Here is a 16,568-nt window from a genome sequence, read left to right as displayed (position 1 = left end):
GGAACGCGTGCCAAAGCCATTGGAAAATCGGCGGAAAGGCGTTAGGACGGGTGGTTGGTGAGGCAATTCGCGGAAAGGCCGACCGGCACGTGTTTTTCGGGAAGACTGATACTTGATTTCTCTCAGACCAGTTTTGAACGTTCTCGGATTTCTGTATGTCGGCCTGGCAACTGCCATGCTCATTCCTGCAATCGTGGACGTTGCCCAGAAAAACGCAGATTGGCAGGCCTTTGTCTTTTCCGCGCTTCTGACGGGCATGATCGGCATGCTGTTGTCGCTTGCGGTCGGCGGGTCGCTGCGCGAGGGGCTGGACACCCGGCAGACTTTTGTTCTCACAACGCTTGCATGGACAACCTTGCCGGCATTCGGCGCGTTGCCGTTCCTCTGGCTGGGTATTGGATATGCGGACGCGGTGTTTGAGGCGGTTTCCGGCTTTACCACCACGGGGTCCACCGTTCTGACGGGTATCGACAGCCTGCCGCCGGGTCTGCTGGTCTGGCGTTCGCTGATGCAGTGGATGGGCGGTGTCGGTATTATCGTCATGGCCATCGTTCTTCTGCCGTTCCTGAGGATCGGCGGAATGCAATTGTTTCAAAGCGAAAATTCCGACCGATCGGAAAAGATCGTCAGTCGCTCGGTGGAACTGATCCGGCTGATCGGGCTCGCCTACCTGTTCCTGACCTTTTTGTGCATCGTGGCCTATCTGATTACCGGGATAGAACTCTTCGATGCGTTCAACCATGCCCTGACCACGATTGCGACGGGTGGATTTTCCACCCACGACCAGTCCTTTGGCTATTTCACCAACCCTGCCTCCGGCTGGGTTGCCATTGTCTTCATGATTATCGGCGCCTTGCCGTTCGTGCTGATCGTGCAGGCCTTGCGCGGCCATCCGCTGCAGCTCTGGCGCGATCCGCAGGTAAGGGCTCTGTTGGGGTTCCTGGCTGTAGTGGCCTTGACGCTGACCGTTTATCTCGGCCTCAACATGCACTTTCCCTTTGACGAGGCGTTGCTGAGGGCCACCTTCAACGTGGTCTCCATCGTGACCGGAACCGGCTATGCGCTGGGCGACTATTCGCAATGGGGCGCGCCGGTCGTCGGGATAGCGCTGCTGCTGATGTTCGTCGGCGGTTGTACCGGTTCAACGACTGGCGGCATCAAGATTTTCCGCTTCCTGGTTTTCTTCGGCACGGTTCGCGCTCATCTGCGCCGGATGGTGCGGCCGCACCGGATCATGTCGGAAGAATACGGCGGCACGAGACTGACGCCTGAACTGTCCTTCTCGGTTCTGGCCTTCCTCGTCGTCTACATGGGGTCCGTCGGCATCATCACCGTTGCCCTGTCCTTCTTCGATCTGGACCTTGTAACTGCCATCTCCGCCGCGGCAACTTCCGTAGGCAACGTCGGTCCCGGACTGGGGCCGGTGATCGGCCCGTCCGGTCATTTTGCTCCCCTGCCGGACGGTGCCAAGTGGCTCTTGTCCTTTGCGATGTTGGTTGGACGTCTGGAGCTGTTTACAATCCTTGTTCTTCTGGATCCGGATTTCTGGTCCAAGTGACCGTCCGTTTCGCCTGAGTTTGAAGTGCCGTTCGGCTTTGATGCCTATTGGAGTGACTTGCCATGAAGTTTTCCGCACCTCTAGTCAGCGGCCGCCTGGTCAAGCGTTACAAGCGTTTCCTTGCCGACGTTCTTCTGGATGACGACGGTGGGGCAATCACGGCCCATTGTGCCAATCCGGGCTCCATGCTCGGTTTGAAGGAACCCGGGTCCCGTGTCTGGCTGTCGGCTTCCGACAATCCGAAACGCAAGCTAAAATACTCCTGGGAAGTGATCGAGGCAGATGGTGCCCTGGTCGGCATCAACACGGCGCATCCCAACAAGCTGGTCGAAGAAGCGCTTGAGGCCGGTCGCATTGCCGGGCTTGCCGGATATCATAACCTGCGCAGGGAAGTGAAATACGGCAAGAACTCGCGCATCGATATTCTGCTGGAAGGCGCGGGCGGCGAGAAAACCTATGTGGAAGTGAAGAACGTCCACCTGATGCGCGAGGCAGGGCATGCGGAATTTCCCGACAGCGTGACGGCGCGCGGTGCGAAACATCTCGTGGAGCTGGGCGACATGGTGGCCGAGGGGCACCGCGCAGCAATGGTGTTCCTGGTGCAGCGGCCCGATTGCAGCCGGATGAGCCTTGCGGACGATATCGACCCGACCTATGCCGCCGCCTTCGCCGAGGCCCGACGGGCAGGGGTAGAAGCCTACGCCATTGGCTGTGATGTCCGCCTCGACGGTATCGATGCAGTCAAGCCTGTCGAGATCCTCGCCTGAGCGAGAGGCCTGCCCGGGTCTGAGCGTTGGGCAAAGTCTGAGCGTGGGCTTTGATCGTCATGCCTGCCGAACGACGATCGGGGTCCCGTCCGGTACGCGGTTGTAAAGATCTATGACATCCTGCTGGAGCAGGCGTACGCATCCGGAAGAAACCGCCTTGCCGATGGACCAGGTTTCCGACGTGCCGTGGAGGCGGTAGAGCGTGTCGCGGTTACCCTCGAAAATATAGAGCGCCCGAGCGCCAAGGGGATTGTCGAGGCCCGACGGCATGCCGTTCTTGTATTTCTCCAGCTCTGGCTGGCGTTCGATCATTTCTTCCGGCGGTGTCCATTTGGGCCAGACGGCCTTGCGGGCAATGCGGGCACGTCCACCCCAGGCGAACCCCGCCCTGCCGATGCCGACGCCATATCGCATCGCCTTGCCGCCTTCCATGGTCAGATAAAGAAACCGGTTGGGCGTATCGACGATGATCGTGCCGGCAGGCTCGGGAGCGGCATAGTCGACCATTTGGCGGTAGTAGACCGGATTGATCCTGGACAGGTCTACTGCCGGGATCGGGTAGGGTTCTTCAGGCATTGCCCGGTACATCTGAAGATACTCGGGAGAAATGCGCACAGGTCCTCCCGGACCATTGGCTGTGTAAGTCGGACCTGAAGCCAGTTGTCCGGTTCGCTGGCTGGAAGCACAGCCGGTTGCAAGGGCGGCTGCGGTGGAGGCAAGGAACAAACGTCTGTTTAGCATTCCGTTTCCCGAACTAGGCTTTCGTAGCGTTTCTTGGGCATGTGTTCCTACAGGCAACGCACGACAGCCACCAAAGTTCTGATTTGCCTGATTTAAATTTTGGCAATCATTCGTGTCTGTCGGGAAAAAATTAGTCTTTCAGACGCAAATCGACCGGCCAAAACGCAATGCCTGACCGGTCGATTATCGATTTATCAGCAGATTTTCGGCAGAAACGTGACAGGACTTCGCCGGTCCGTCAGGTCTGGATCAGCCGGCGGTTTCCTTGGAAAGCGGCGGCTGGAACTGCCAGCCCATGTCCCAGGGGAAATAGATCCAGGTGTCCTGCGAGACTTCGGTGATGAAGGTGTCGACCATGGGCACACCGACCGGCTTTGCATAAACGGTCGCGTAATGTGCCTTCGGCAGCATGTCCCTGACCACCTTGAGGGTTTTGCCGGTGTCGACCAGATCGTCGATCACCAGAACGCCGCTGCCTTCGCCGTCTTCCAGATCGATGACCTTCGGGTCGATCGGCTTGATGACCTTGAGCGAGCCCTGGCTGTCATAGTCATGATAGGAGGCAATACAGACGGTCTCGATCGTGCGGATACCGAGTTCGCGCGCCACGATACCGGCCGGAACCAGTCCACCACGGGTGATGCAGACGATTGCCTTCCATTCGCCTTCGCTCGACAGGCGCCAGGCAAGAGCGCGGGAATCTCTGTGAAACATGTCCCAGGAAACAGGGAACGCTTTGTTTTGGGCTGGGTTTTCCATTTCTAGTCCTTCAGATTATCCCGATAGGTCGGCGACAGCTTCCGCCACGTCCTTCACTGCGGCCATCAGTATCGCTTCGTCCCGTGAGCGGATCACGATTTGTGTAGTGAATTTCCCGTCTGTCGCTCTCGGATAAGAGCCGATCAATGTTTGCGGATGGGCATCCTGAATGGCGGAAAGACGCTCGGCAATGCGGCTTTCAGGCATGTCGGCGGCAACGGTTTCCGACAGCATTTTCTTGCCGGTTCTAAGGCCCGGTGCGAGCGCGTCCATCATCGCCTGCATGATGGAGGGAACGCCTGCCATAACATGCACATTCTCCATCCGGAAACCTGGGGCCTTCGACACCTTGTTTTCGATAAGGTCGGCGCCTTCGGGAATCCGTGCCATCCGCTGGCGGGCCGGGGTGAACTGGCCCGGCGGGTAATGGGGTTCCATGATCGCGACGGCGCGCGGATCGAGATTCAACGGAACGCCGAAGGCTTCCGCGATGCTTTCGGCGGTAATGTCGTCATGAGTGGGGCCGATGCCACCGGAGGTGAACACGTAATCGTAGCGTGCCCTGAGAGCATTGACCGCGCCAACAATCTCCGGCATTTCGTCCGGGACGATGCGCACTTCCTTGAGATCGATACCGAGCGCCGTCAGGTAGTCGGCAAGGAAGCCGATGTTCTTGTCTTTCGTGCGGCCGGACAGGATTTCATCCCCGATGACCAGAAACGCAGCGGTTACAACGTCATCTGCCCTCTGACCGGTCATCTTCGCACTCCCTGACACATGGATGGGGATTGGCTTTATCCCAGCTTGAGGCCGGGCTCAAGCGAAAGCGGGTCTATTGTCCGGGAGTCCAGCCATAAATATCGTCAAACCGTGCCGCCAGGCTTGTCGGTTTCGACAGGCGCAAAACGGTGTCGCGGGCAAAGGCCATCGCGCCGCCGTAGTGGAACGTACGGGCATTTTTAAACGAAATGCCCTGGATGTGCTGCACTCTTTGCTTGCGTTGCCGCTCGTAGGCCCTGAAGGCCGCCGGGATATTGTCGACGTCCTTTGGCATGTGCTGCGCCAGTACCGTGGCATCTTCGATGGACATTGCGGCACCCTGAGCCATGAACGGCAGCATCGCATGGGCGGCATCGCCAATCAGTGCAACGTTGCCATGGGTCCAGGGCCCCGCAGCATCCACGCTGCACAAGGCCCATTTCAACCAGGTCTCGGCGACCGTGAGGAGGTTGCGAACCTCTGTCGGCCAGTCCCGGAAGATCTTCAGAAGGGTTTCCTTGTCGGCTTTTGCAGACCAGGTTTCGTCTTTCCAGCTTTCTTCGACAAGCCCAACGATGTTGAGTTCCCGCCCACCGCGGACCGGGTAGTGCACCAGATGGGCATTCTTGTGGAACCAGAGGCCTGCGTCCCGCCGCCAGCGCACGGGAACCGCGTCGATCGGCACGGTTGTCCTGTAGGCGACCTGGCCGCTGAAATGGGCATCTTCGTGTCCAGGGATGAGCCGCCGGGTCTTGGACCAGACGCCATCGGCACCAACAAGTGCCTTGCAGTGCAGGTTTCCCGCGACTTCGGCATCCTGGAACAGGCAGATCAGGTGGTCGTAAGGCGAGGGTGTCAGATCGATCACTTCACTGGAAAGGCGGAGGGAGATGCCGTCAGTGGCCTTCACCCGGTCCAGGAGCACGCGCTGCAGATCTGCCCGGTGAATCTCCCAAAACGGAAAGCCGTGACGGTCCTTCAGGAAGGTGCCCATGGAAACCCTGGCGAGTTCTTCACCGGAATTCGCAGACCAGATCTTCACAAAGTCCGGGGCATAGGCGTGCGGGGCAAGCTCCTCCAATACGCCAATCCGGTCCAGCGCCGAGCAGGCATTGGGGGATAGCTGAAGACCGGCGCCGACTTCCGAAAGTTCCCGGGCCTTGTCCATCAGGACGATCTCATGTCCTTGAGCGCGCAGACACAGGGCGGCCGTGAGACCACCTATCCCGGCGCCGGCAATTATGATCGGATAACCGGTCTCACCATTCTTGCTCATGGACTGATTATTATTTTACGCCGCAGCAGGCGTCCAGCTGCAATCTGAAGGCGAGGATTCGGTTGCCTGCAGCGTGTTGTCGAATTTGTAGAGCGTCGAGCAGTAGGGGCAGACCACTTCGTTCTCACTGCCCATGTCCAGAAAGACATGGGGATGGTCAAACGGAGGATTTGCGCCGATGCACATGAACTCCCGTGCGCCGATCGCCACAGAATCGTGTCCGCTGGAGTTCTGGAAATGCGGGACGACATGATCCGCCATGTTGAAATTCCTCTGTCTCTAAAGGGTCGGACCCCGATAACAAATTTTGCGGACCATATCCATTTGTAAAATATATGGGTAGACCCGGAATCTGTGATCCACAGCCGCAGGCCGACTGCGCTCCCCGCCGGAATTGGGCTTTGCCATCGCTGCCTAAACCCCTTAGTGTACCGTGCAATTGTGTTTTCCGTTTACGTAAGGGTTAGTGTCTTAGATGCCTCAATTCGAGTTCGACGGTGTGAGGATCGCCTATCAGGATCAGGGCGAGGGTGATCCGATCCTGCTGATCCACGGGTTCGCGTCCAACAAGCAGGTGAACTGGCAGTATCCCGGGTGGGTTGACCTGCTGGTTGGCGATGGCAGGCGCGTGATCACCATCGACAATCGGGGTCATGGCGACAGCCAGAAATTCTACGATCCTGCCGCCTATGGTGCGCCGGTCATGGCGGAAGACGCCAAGCGTCTGCTCGATCATCTGAACATCGAGCGCGCCGATGTCATGGGGTATTCGATGGGTGCCAGGATATCCGCGTTTTTGACCCTCAATCATCCGGGCAGGGTGCGGCGTGCAATCTTCAGCGGTCTCGGCTACGGCATGATTTCGGGCATCGGCGATCCGGAGCCGATTGCCACCGCGCTTGAGACTGACCGCATCCAGGATATTTCCGACCGGACGGGCCGGGCCTTCAGGGCCTTTGCGGAACAGACCGGATCCGACCGGCGCGCACTTGCTGCCTGCATGCGTTCCTCGCGGCAGAAAATAAGCGAGGAAGATGTCTCGCGCATCGAGCGTCCAGTGCTCATTGCCGTCGGTACCAAGGATGACATCGCCGGTTCCCCGCACAAGCTGGCAGCCCTGATCCCGCATGCCGAAGTTCTGGAGATCCCGGGACGCGATCACATGGTTGCGGTGGGAGACAAGGTACACAAGCAGGGCGTTCTGGCGTTCCTGAACAATATCGAAGCATAAGGCCGGACACTGCCGGACACCCAGAAGCAGGTGTCCGGGGAATTGGATGACGAGGGAGGTTTCATGGGTCCGAAGCGTGTTGAATTCCAGGGCGCGGAAAAGAACGGTCTGATTGCAGATCGCTACGGGGCAGGTGATCTGCCAGTGATCATGCTACACGGTGGTGGCCAGACACGGCATTCCTGGGACGGTGCAGCACGCAGGATCGCGGATCTCGGCCACCCGGTCTATTCGCTGGACCAGCGTGGTCACGGGGAAAGCGACTGGGTCGCCTCCGCAAACTACGCATTCGATGATTTCGCAAGGGATCTTGTGGCTGTCACACATCAGGTCGGTGCCCTGCACCGGGCCAGTCCGGTTGTCGTCGGCGCTTCGCTAGGCGGTTTTGCAGGCATGCTGGCGGAAGGACAGGAAAACACCGGTGGTCTTGCCGCATTGGTGCTGGTGGATATCACCCCGCGGATCGACATGGGGGGGGTTGCCAAGATCCTCGGTTTCATGGGTGACAGGGTGGACGACGGTTTTGCTGATGTGGAAGAGGCGGCTGATGCGATTGCGCGTTACCTGCCCAACCGGTCGCGTCCCAAGGACCTGTCCGGCCTGTCAAAGAACCTGCGTCTCCACGCCGATGGCCGGTATCGCTGGCACTGGGACCCGGCTTTCCTGAAGTCCAAGCATCATCAGGACGCAACCCGGGCGGCACAATCCCAGGAACGCATGCTGGAGGCAGCCGGAAATCTGTCCCTCCCGGTTCTGCTGATCCGCGGACAGAATTCCGAACTGGTGTCGATGGACCATGTGCGCGAATTCCAGGCGCTGGTGCCTCATTCCAAATTTACCGACATTCGCGACGCCGGTCACATGGTTGCCGGCGACCGCAACGATGTATTCGCCGGCGCGGTCGAAGACTTCCTGATTGCGCTCAAATCCGATGCTGCAATGGCCTGAGGCAAAATTGCCGGTAGGGGGCGGATCCTGAAAACAGGAGTCGTTTCAACTTTTTGGCCAAGGAGGTTCAGAGGTTGATTCAGGCTTCTGCTTCGCTCGGGCGCTGCACTCAGTTGCCGGTAAACACCGGGGCTCTCTTTTCCAGAAAGGCCCTGCAGCCCTCTCGGTAGTCCGCGCTGTCGATGCAGGCTTGCGCATTGGCGAAGTCGGCGGCCGGATCGGTTTGAATGCCTGGTTGGGCTAGGCGGTTGATGGCCTGCTTTGCCGCCTTTAGGGAGAGAGGCGCATTGGCGCAGAGCACCTCGCTCAGTGCAATGACGCGCTGGTTCAGTTCCTGATCATCCACCACTTCATTGACGAGGCCCATGTCGAGCGCCTCTTCAGCTTTCAGGCGCACGGCTGAAAACAGCAATCGCTTTGCGTTCGACGGGGATACGGCTTCCAACAGATCACCGAGCGCTTCGGGCGGATAGGCAAGACCGAGCCTTGCCGCGGGGATGGCGAAAAAGGCTGAGCGAGATGCGATGCGCAGGTCGCAGGCAAGCGCCAGGCCGAGGCCACCGCCGAGGCAGGGGCCTTCTATTGCCGCAATCACCGGAACGGGAAGAGACTTCAGAGCCCTGAAAGCTTCGACGTTGATGTCGTCGTAGCGTTTTGCTGCTTCCGGCGTTGAGCGGATGGCTTCGAATTCCGAGATATCGGCACCAGCACAAAAGCTCTTGCCTCCGGCACCACGCAGGATGCAAACGCGGACGGCCGGGTCCCGGGCCAGTTCGGACAGAAGATCCGGAAATGCCTGCCAGGCGGCAAGTGGCAACGCATTTTTTCTGTCGGGAGCATTTAACACAAGCTCGGCAATCTGACCGCTGCGAACAACCATGGGGTTGTCGGTTGAGGAGGATGGGGACGTTTGTGTCGGCATGATTTAACCTCAAATTGCGATTTCAGTTTGCAATGTGCTGAAAATCTTCAGATATCGGGGTTCATTCGAAACGGTCATATCTGATATCAGGAAGTTTGATTTGGGAATATCAGACGACAGTCCTATTTTAAGGACTACACGTGACGGCTTGAAAAGGAGACAGGCCATGTCGGCACCGATCAGCAAGACCGGTTTGAAACAAGTTCCGACCCATGATCCGGTCTGGCATCAATTGCGTGATGAAGCACAAGCCATGGTCGCGGCAGAGCCCGCCCTGTCGTCCTTCGTCTACGAAACGGTTCTGAACCATGACAGCCTTGAAGAGGCCGTGGTACACCGCCTTGGCGACCGGCTGGGCCGGGATATCGTTTCCGCATCCTTGATCCGCCAGACCTACCTTGAAGCGCTGGCAGACGAGCCGGAGCTGGCAAAGATCTTCCGTGTCGACATTGTCGCCGTCTTTGACCGCGACCCGGCATGCTTCCGTTTCCTGGAGCCTGTCCTTTACTTCAAGGGCTTCCATGGTCTGCAGACGCACAGGCTGGCCAACTGGCTGTGGCGCCGGGGCCGCAAGGATTTTGCACTCTATTTGCAAAGCCGCTGCTCCGAAGTGTTCCAGATCGACATTCATCCGGCCGTTCCTGTCGGGCAGGGTATCTTCATCGACCACGGCACGGGTATCGTCGTTGGCGGCACTGCGGTGATCGAGGATGATGTGTCGATCCTGCAGGGCGTGACCCTTGGCGGGACCGGCAAGGAGGATGGTGACCGTCATCCGAAAATCCGCCGTGGTGTCTTGCTCGGTGCAGGCGCCAAGGTTCTTGGCAACCTGGAAATCGGCCATTGCTCGCGTATTGCCTCGGGGTCGGTGGTGCTTCAGGACGTGCCGGCAAACACGACCGTTGCCGGAGTTCCGGCCAAGATTGTCGGCAAGGCCGGCTGTGCCGAACCGGCCCGCAGCATGAATCAGTTGCTGGGTGAGGATGCCGGTCAAACGAATTGAATTTCCGATTTCAGGAAGACGGGGAAAGCTTGCGGAAAGGCTTTGGCATTTCCGTCGGCTCCTGTAGGGTCCGCGCCAGAATGATGCTGAAGGCCAAGAACAGGAGAGCGCCGTGAAACCCGATGAAATCCGAAAAATCGAAGCCTATCTGCGTTTGAAATTCGAGAACAAGACCATCAAGGTACAGGCTCGCCCGCGCAAGGACGACTCCGCCGAGGTTTACATCGGTGATGAATTCATCGGCGTAATCTTCCGGGACGATGAGGACGAGGATCTGAGCTGGAACTTCCAGATGGCGATCCTGGAGATCGATCTGGACGAAGTCTGAAGTTAGGGCTTTTCGATAGTGAACTGAAAAGGCGGCTTCCGGAGGGAGCCGCCTTTTTCGTATCTCGTTCATCAGTGCGGCAGGTCTACTGCACCTTGTAGCCATCGATGCTGGCAACGATGTCGCCGTCGAGGCGGCGCCAGTCGGGCAGAAGAGACTGATCGAAACTATATCGCAGCTCAAGGCCGGAGGCGAAAACGATGGCGCGATGGCAGCCGGCTTTCCCGGAAGAGGGGTCCTTCCGGCAGCGTGCGATGAAACCGTTTTGTACCGCCGGGTCGTAGACGATGAGATCCGTTGCGGACGCGCCGCGCGCAGACAATCTCAGCACCTTCAGGCCGGCGGGCCCCTTCATCTCGCCGCCACGTGCCAGACGCCTGTAGAACGGATCGAGCCTTGCTCTCAGGCTCTCCCGACCGGGATTGCTTTCAAGTTCCACCTGGATCGGGTTCGTTCCGCCCACAGCGGCCGTACTTGCAGACCAGTTGAGGTTCAGGCGCAATGTTTCAAACGCTGCGTCGGCACCCAGGGCCTGGCGTTTTTGAAGTCCCGTCGCGATCAGGTTCAAGGGAAGTTCAAAGCGGGTCGACCCGACGGCAAAGCGGACCGGCTGGTCCTGTCTGACACCTGCATCCGCAGGCCAGCCGGAGGACCAGGAATAGATCTTTCCGGCAACGTGAGCCGTGCCCAGCACGCACATTGCCAAAGCCAGCCAGGTGAAATGGCGGGGGTCGGTTCTGATCGGTCCTGGCAGAGAGACGGGGATCACGACTTCAGTCCCTTTGTTGGCTGTGCGCATATCTGGGACAGACTGTCCTGAAACGGTACAGATGTCCCGCTAGGGGAAGCCGTCACTGCCACTTGAAGTGGCTGTATCGAAGGGATTTTGCGCATTTGCCGTTCCGGCACAGTCTTTGCTCTTGACCCTTTAGGAATTCTTAATCACTTTCCGCGTGAAAGAGTTAACAAGGGGTTAACGGGCGTGTTGTTCAATCTTCTTATCGTTGGATATATCGCGTGCGCCGGATTTGTGGCTTCCGGTGTACTGGGTAGCCTCTATCAGTTGGTCACCAAGCAGCCGCCAAAGTTTGCCTTTGACGGAGAGGGCTTGCTGTCGTTCCTTGCCGGCATGTTCCTTTGTGTGTTTGCCGGTCCCTTCATCATCATGCGCAACGCCATTCGCGGACGCAGGATTGAAAAACGGCCGTTGGGCTGGTTGGTAGCGTCTTCCACCATTGCCGGCATGTGGAGCATGTGTTCCGGTGTTATGGTAATCAACGTCGCACTGATGATGGTTGGTTACACCTGAGGTCTCATGCCGATTTTCGCACTTGACGGACGTACGCCTGTTTTTCCTGAAAACGGGGAATATTGGATCGCACCGAATGCAACGCTGATCGGCGATGTCGTTCTTCAGGAAGCAGCGAGTGTCTGGTTCAACGCGGTTCTGCGCGGCGACAACGAGCCGATTACCGTCGGCATGCGCTCCAACGTGCAGGACGGCTGTGTCTTTCACACGGATATGGGCTTTCCGCTGACCATCGGCGCAAATTGCACGATCGGCCACAAGGCCATTCTGCATGGGTGCACCATCAAGGACAATTCGCTGGTCGGTATGGGGGCGACGATCCTGAACGGCGCCGTAATCGGTTCCAACTGCATTATCGGCGCCAACGCGCTGATCGCTGAAGGTAAGGAAATTCCGGACAATTCTCTCGTGGTCGGCGTGCCTGGCAAGGTCGTGAAGACATTGCCGCTGGAAGCAGCGAACGGAATTGCGAATTCCGCTGACGGCTATGTGCGCAACTGGCGGCGCTTCAAGTCGGGACTGCGCGAACTCTGACCCTATTCGACCCGATCGCTCTTGACCTGATCCCTTTTGAACGGGGCCTGAAAAGGCGGGAACCGGCCTGCGGGGGGCGGGCCGGTTCCCTGGATCCGGTCGTGGTAGGGATGGGGAGGGTGGGGACGCGACCGGATCGTCCTAGAGGCCGGCTGACGCCGGACCAATCCCAAACCTAGTTGGACACGCTACTGACTGTGGTCACACGCGTGTCGGCAATACCTGTCCACTGCACTGGCGAGCTGGCGGACTGACGTTTGATGTAGCGATAGGGTGTCGAATACCAGGGCAGGACAGCCTCGATCTGGTTGTCGAGGATCATGTCGCCATGGTCCGTACGTACGGTCAGAACCGCATGTCCAGAGTTCTGCGTGTCTTTTGCAACGGTGATGAGAAGGGCGCTTTTCGGCCAGCCGGCTTCAATCAGAACACGCTGCTTTTCAAGAACGTACTCCTCGCAGTCGCCATATCCGTCGACGGGATAAGTCCAGTACTCTTCCTTGCCGAACAGGTCCTGATCGGTCATCGGGTGGACCCTGCGGTTGACTTCCTTGTTGATGGCGATGAGTTCGTTCCAGCGGGACTCATCCAGCTTCACGACAACCGGCTTGTACTTTTCCTTCGGACAGGCCCATGCGTTGTCGCGGCAGAATTGCTCATATCCGACCGGTGGTTTGACGACCGTTTTCATGTCCATGAAACGGCCCGGATCTGCTTGTGCAACCGATCCCAGGACGGTGCACGACAGTAACATTGCAGATGCGAATACAGTTCTGTGAAGTAATTTCATCGTAACGCCCTCCCCAAGGCTGACGTAACGATGACCTAATGATTTTTACTTGGAGAAAATCTCCAAAGTAAAACTCTACTCGTATTTGATCGGTGTTTGATTTTGTTTTTATAGTTATTTGAGATTACTTTAATTCAAGTTGGCAGAAAATTTTCGTAAAATTTGATCTATCCTCTGCAAGCCCCTGAAAAATCGAAATTTCAACTGTCTTCGGAAGTCATGTGACCCGTGCCGGATCATTCGGAAACTGGCCGGAAACAGACCCGTTGGCCAAACCCTGTCTGAGGAAAAGCGGGCGAAAGATTTTTGACTTTTTTGAAACGGGGAGCCTGAAACGGACGATCCTGATCGGGAAAGCCGTGCAGAAACAAAATGACCCGGCTTCTGGCCGGGTCTTTGAGACTATTTCCGATTGGCTCGGGTAAGGCTGGTAAAAGCTGCTGTCAGCTTTCCTCCGGTGCCGATATGTGCTGTTCCAGCAATTCGCGGCTTTGAACGGCTGCAAATTCAACCGCGATGCCGCCTTCGATGCGGCGAATGACGCGCGCATGCATTTTGCCGAGTGTGATGGCGTCGCCCATTTCCGGCACGATGTCCGTGGCGATTGCCGCGCCGGACAGGGACACGTCGATGATCCGGCAGACATGCTCCGAGCCATCCGGGAGGATCATCTTGGTCATCGGGTTCTTGGGCACGAAGCGGTCGTGGCGGCGGTCTTCGGGAAGATTGAGCTCGTCCCGGTTGGCAAGCCAGGTCAGAACGTTGGCGATCTTGTCGCGTTTGCGAACCGTATTGCGCAATTCAACCGCAAAGCCGCCGTCGATCAGGCGGGATATCTTGCCTTCCACGCGGCTCAGATGGTCAAGATAGGCAATTACACGTTCGCCAACCCTGCCGGCGACCGGTGTGATCATGGCCATGCCGCCTGGCGACATGTCTATAACCTGGCAGGGATATTCGCGCCGATCTTCAAGCATGAAGCGGCCCAGTATGTTGACCTGGACCCGTTGATGGCGCCGGCGGTCAGTGACTTGAAGCGATCTGCTTCCCTCTGTTGCTGTTGCCACTCCGGCGCTCATGCCTGTTCTATCCAAAACGATGCGCAAATCGCATTTTCCCCGGCTGAGATGCGATTCAAAAGACGTCTGTCAAAGCACTTTAAGTAGCTGGGGTTAACGATGTGTAAGAGTGTAGCTCAGAAGGGCCTCAGGTCCAGACTTGGGATCGATAAAAATGCGGGCATGGCCACGACGGCATTATTTCGAGAGATTTTCGGCCTGAAAGCAGAGAAATCAGAGAGTAAAAATCCGGAAGGGTCCACATTGTTACAGCTGAAAAAGCGCTGCAATTCACCGGTGCTTGAAATGATATCGGGCCGGCTGATTCTCAACCGGCCCGATATCTGAATGCAAACAGGGACGTTACCAGAGATGGTTTGGAAAGCGGATCAGGACTTTCCGCCGGAATAGACGGTCAGATGTCCGACCTTGCGCTCGGCTCCGTTCGGAAGGGGCGGGGTCGGCATCGCCATGCCTTCTGCGGTAAAGCGAGGCAGGATCGGATTGAGCGTCGATGCTGGAGAATCGACGAAGTAAGGACGCTCGTCCGGCCAGACCAGGCGTAGACTGCTGATTGACTGGCTCAAAATGGGATGCAGGCCGATCCAATAGGGTTTTTCCATGGGCGTGCAACTTCCCAGGATGCGGATCCTGCCTTCGCCCGGAACGTTCAGCGGAACCAGCAGCATTTCCATTTGCAGGATCTGTCCGCGTTCCGTGTGGCCGTTGATGCCGATCACGGCGGCAGCCGCATCTTCAGTGATGGCGGCGATCAGGCTTTCCAGGGCTTCACGGTCTTTCGCACTCCAGCCCCGCAGGAAATTGCGGCCCTTGAGTTCCCTGCAATGTGCGGAACACAGACGCGTTCCGGCCAGGCGGTAGCGTACGTCCTTCGATCCGTTCGTCTCCAGGATGAAGGTGTCACCAAGAAGGCCACGTATTTCCCCAGGATCGACTTCGCTGCGGTTCGGTGCCGGGCGGGCGCCGCGAAGATTGTCCCAGTAGTTGTAAAGAGTTTGCGTTACGCCGTGTTTCATCTGGTTCGCCTCTTTGCCATTCTTGCGCCCGGTGTTTCGTCTCAAGACAGTGCTTGTTTCAAAACGGGACGAATTTGGTTCCCTGTTGGTTTTTGACCTTTACAAAGCAGGGGGCGTGCCAAGTGCCTGGCGGCACGAAAGCTTGGTGGCGGGTCGGAAATTAAGGTTAATTTTGAGTAAAACTTGTTTTAAAGGGTTTTGCCTGTCAGCTTAATAAACAGTTCACATAGACAGCGGGTGGGAGGAACCCGCTGTTGCAGGTCAGGCCGCGGGCCGATAGGTACAGCCGCGAAGAGCTGCCTCGGTAAAACAAGCGCCGACCGGAGTGAACAACTGTCCTGAACGGGCGTCGTGGGGACGCGACCGGTTTTGGGGGGCATCGCAAAGCGCTGGTCACCTTTTAAGGTGGCCGGCGCTTTGTATTTTCAGGTCTTTTGGGGAGCGACCATCGGGGTCGAATTCACCATTTCCCGGTTTCGCAGAACCTGTCAGTCGAACCACTCTTGTTTTGTCTTCGATCTGGCTTAGAAGAAGGTCAGGAAAGGCAGAGGGTCCATGAACGTTTACCGCATCGACGAGGAACGCGCCCGGCGCGAAAAAGCACAGAAGGAACAACGTCCTCAACGGCCGTCCGGTCCGCCTGTCTTCAATCTTCCCAACATCATCGTCTGGCTTGGCGGTATCCTGATTGCGATCCATGTTCTGCGGGAACTGATCCTTCCGGCATACCTGGACAATCTGATCATCGAACTGTTTGCGTTCTGGCCGGTAAAATATGCCTACCTTGGCAACCTGCAGCCGCTCGACCTGGTCTCCAGCCTGTGGGCTTTTGTTACCTACAGTCTGCTGCATGGCGGTGCCATGCACATCATTTTCAACCTGCTCTGGATGGCCATCTTCGGCAGTGCGGTTGCCAGACGGTTCGGCGTAGGGCGTTTCCTGGTATTTTCGGCTGTCTGTTCCGTTGGCGGGGCAGCTGCCCACCTGGCGACCCATTGGGGGGAAGGGGCCCCGATGATCGGTGCTTCTGCGGCTATTTCCGGGCAGATGGCAGCAGCCATCCGCTTCGTGTTCGAGCGTGGCGGCCCGCTGGGAGCGATCCGCAGCAACGATCCGACGGCTTATTTTGTTCCGGCACAGCCGCTGGCGGAATGCCTGCGCAACCAGCAGGTTCTGGTTTTCGTTGCGGTTTGGTTCGGGCTCAATCTGTTCTTCGGCCTGATGAGCGGACCCGTCGCGGGGCAGCCGGCAAGTGTTGCCTGGCAAGCCCATATCGGCGGCTTTGTTGCGGGCCTTGCCCTGTTCCCGTTTTTCGATCCGGTCCCGCAGCGGCGGAATTCCTGACACCGGCCGCACCAGCCTTCAAGATGCAAGGTCAACAGTTTGCGCGGCCTGATTTTTTTGCCATGATACCGGAAGACTGGAGGATGTCCTGTCGGATTCGAATGGACGTCTGGCCCCAGTCGGTGCGAAAGTGGTCGAGCAGCCGGAACAACTCCTCCCGGAGACCGGCTGGCAGACTGCATTCAGGTCGATCAACTGTTGACG

Annotated in this window: 19 protein-coding genes; 9 read left to right on the top strand and 10 right to left on the bottom strand. The window is 57.8% G+C overall.

Features of this window, described 5'->3' with window-relative positions; translation table 11 throughout:
• Positions 1–133: 133 nt before the first annotated feature.
• Together ACYQ54_RS02305 and sfsA are read left to right on the top strand one after the other, a co-directional pair.
• On the top strand, positions 134–1,558 hold the full coding sequence (locus ACYQ54_RS02305; RefSeq protein ID WP_460081650.1) for a TrkH family potassium uptake protein: 1,425 nt from the start codon (positions 134–136) through the stop codon (positions 1,556–1,558).
• Between the two features lie 62 nt (positions 1,559–1,620).
• Positions 1,621–2,325, top strand: a complete 705-nt coding sequence (gene sfsA / locus ACYQ54_RS02300) for a DNA/RNA nuclease SfsA (protein ID WP_460078915.1) — start codon at positions 1,621–1,623, stop codon at positions 2,323–2,325.
• Positions 2,326–2,382: 57 nt separating this feature from the next.
• On the opposite strand, the gene ACYQ54_RS02295 is transcribed toward sfsA, so the two are convergent.
• The 5 genes from ACYQ54_RS02295 to ACYQ54_RS02275 form a co-directional block, all read right to left on the bottom strand.
• Complete coding sequence (locus ACYQ54_RS02295) at positions 2,383–3,066, bottom strand: L,D-transpeptidase (RefSeq protein ID WP_460078913.1); 684 nt, start codon at positions 3,064–3,066, stop codon at positions 2,383–2,385.
• A gap of 249 nt (positions 3,067–3,315) precedes the next feature.
• Positions 3,316–3,825: a xanthine phosphoribosyltransferase gene (gene gpt, locus ACYQ54_RS02290; RefSeq protein ID WP_460078911.1), complete on the bottom strand. Its 510-nt coding sequence runs from the start codon at positions 3,823–3,825 to the stop codon at positions 3,316–3,318.
• A 15-nt stretch (positions 3,826–3,840) separates the two neighbouring features.
• Positions 3,841–4,584, bottom strand: a complete 744-nt coding sequence (locus tag ACYQ54_RS02285) for a competence/damage-inducible protein A (protein WP_460078910.1) — start codon at positions 4,582–4,584, stop codon at positions 3,841–3,843.
• Between the two features lie 73 nt (positions 4,585–4,657).
• Positions 4,658–5,860 carry an FAD-dependent monooxygenase gene (locus tag ACYQ54_RS02280; RefSeq protein ID WP_460078908.1) on the bottom strand — a complete coding sequence of 401 codons (1,203 nt, stop codon included), beginning with the start codon at positions 5,858–5,860 and terminating at the stop codon, positions 4,658–4,660.
• Between the two features lie 15 nt (positions 5,861–5,875).
• Positions 5,876–6,121 (bottom strand): zinc-finger domain-containing protein, encoded by a 246-nt coding sequence (locus ACYQ54_RS02275; RefSeq protein ID WP_460078907.1) that lies wholly within the window; start codon positions 6,119–6,121, stop codon positions 5,876–5,878.
• A 214-nt stretch (positions 6,122–6,335) separates the two neighbouring features.
• Here ACYQ54_RS02275 and ACYQ54_RS02270 point away from each other — a divergent pair, with 214 nt between their 5' ends.
• Complete coding sequence (locus ACYQ54_RS02270; RefSeq protein ID WP_460078905.1) at positions 6,336–7,091, top strand: alpha/beta fold hydrolase; 756 nt, start codon at positions 6,336–6,338, stop codon at positions 7,089–7,091.
• 63 nt (positions 7,092–7,154) lie between these two features.
• A complete protein-coding gene (locus ACYQ54_RS02265; protein WP_460078903.1) occupies positions 7,155–8,039 on the top strand; it encodes an alpha/beta fold hydrolase in 885 nt (294 codons plus the stop codon).
• Between the two features lie 109 nt (positions 8,040–8,148).
• Here ACYQ54_RS02265 and ACYQ54_RS02260 read toward each other — a convergent pair whose 3' ends face one another.
• A complete protein-coding gene (locus tag ACYQ54_RS02260) occupies positions 8,149–8,961 on the bottom strand; it encodes an enoyl-CoA hydratase (protein ID WP_460078902.1) in 813 nt (270 codons plus the stop codon).
• Between the two features lie 166 nt (positions 8,962–9,127).
• Here ACYQ54_RS02260 and cysE point away from each other — a divergent pair, with 166 nt between their 5' ends.
• Positions 9,128–9,964, top strand: a complete 837-nt coding sequence (gene cysE, locus ACYQ54_RS02255; RefSeq protein ID WP_460078901.1) for a serine O-acetyltransferase — start codon at positions 9,128–9,130, stop codon at positions 9,962–9,964.
• Positions 9,965–10,076: 112 nt separating this feature from the next.
• A complete protein-coding gene (locus tag ACYQ54_RS02250; RefSeq protein ID WP_460078899.1) occupies positions 10,077–10,292 on the top strand; it encodes a DUF3126 family protein in 216 nt (71 codons plus the stop codon).
• 85 nt (positions 10,293–10,377) lie between these two features.
• Here the strand turns inward: ACYQ54_RS02250 and ACYQ54_RS02245 are convergent, their stop codons facing one another.
• A complete protein-coding gene (locus ACYQ54_RS02245) occupies positions 10,378–11,091 on the bottom strand; it encodes a hypothetical protein (RefSeq protein WP_460078896.1) in 714 nt (237 codons plus the stop codon).
• An 87-nt stretch (positions 11,092–11,178) separates the two neighbouring features.
• Here ACYQ54_RS02245 and ACYQ54_RS02240 point away from each other — a divergent pair, with 87 nt between their 5' ends.
• Together ACYQ54_RS02240 and ACYQ54_RS02235 are read left to right on the top strand one after the other, a co-directional pair.
• Positions 11,179–11,601 (top strand): DUF6949 family protein, encoded by a 423-nt coding sequence (locus ACYQ54_RS02240; RefSeq protein ID WP_460078895.1) that lies wholly within the window; start codon positions 11,179–11,181, stop codon positions 11,599–11,601.
• A 6-nt stretch (positions 11,602–11,607) separates the two neighbouring features.
• On the top strand, positions 11,608–12,135 hold the full coding sequence (locus ACYQ54_RS02235; protein ID WP_460078893.1) for a gamma carbonic anhydrase family protein: 528 nt from the start codon (positions 11,608–11,610) through the stop codon (positions 12,133–12,135).
• Positions 12,136–12,310: 175 nt separating this feature from the next.
• On the opposite strand, the gene ACYQ54_RS02230 is transcribed toward ACYQ54_RS02235, so the two are convergent.
• The 3 genes from ACYQ54_RS02230 to ACYQ54_RS02220 all read right to left on the bottom strand — a co-directional run bounded on the left by ACYQ54_RS02230 (position 12,311) and on the right by ACYQ54_RS02220 (position 15,020).
• Entirely contained in the window at positions 12,311–12,832 is a 522-nt protein-coding gene (locus tag ACYQ54_RS02230; protein WP_460078891.1) for a transglutaminase-like cysteine peptidase, read from the bottom strand.
• A gap of 536 nt (positions 12,833–13,368) precedes the next feature.
• Positions 13,369–14,004 carry a PilZ domain-containing protein gene (locus ACYQ54_RS02225; protein WP_460078889.1) on the bottom strand — a complete coding sequence of 212 codons (636 nt, stop codon included), beginning with the start codon at positions 14,002–14,004 and terminating at the stop codon, positions 13,369–13,371.
• A 368-nt stretch (positions 14,005–14,372) separates the two neighbouring features.
• Positions 14,373–15,020 carry a PAS domain-containing protein gene (locus tag ACYQ54_RS02220; protein ID WP_460078888.1) on the bottom strand — a complete coding sequence of 216 codons (648 nt, stop codon included), beginning with the start codon at positions 15,018–15,020 and terminating at the stop codon, positions 14,373–14,375.
• 555 nt (positions 15,021–15,575) lie between these two features.
• Here ACYQ54_RS02220 and ACYQ54_RS02215 point away from each other — a divergent pair.
• Positions 15,576–16,364 carry a rhomboid family intramembrane serine protease gene (locus ACYQ54_RS02215; RefSeq protein WP_460078886.1) on the top strand — a complete coding sequence of 263 codons (789 nt, stop codon included), beginning with the start codon at positions 15,576–15,578 and terminating at the stop codon, positions 16,362–16,364.
• Positions 16,365–16,568 lie beyond the last annotated feature (204 nt).

It is taken from the genome of Roseibium sp. LAB1, assembly GCF_054658235.1.
The sequence above is the reverse complement of the archived record's forward strand: the minus strand, read 5'-3'. Positions and strand labels throughout refer to the sequence as shown.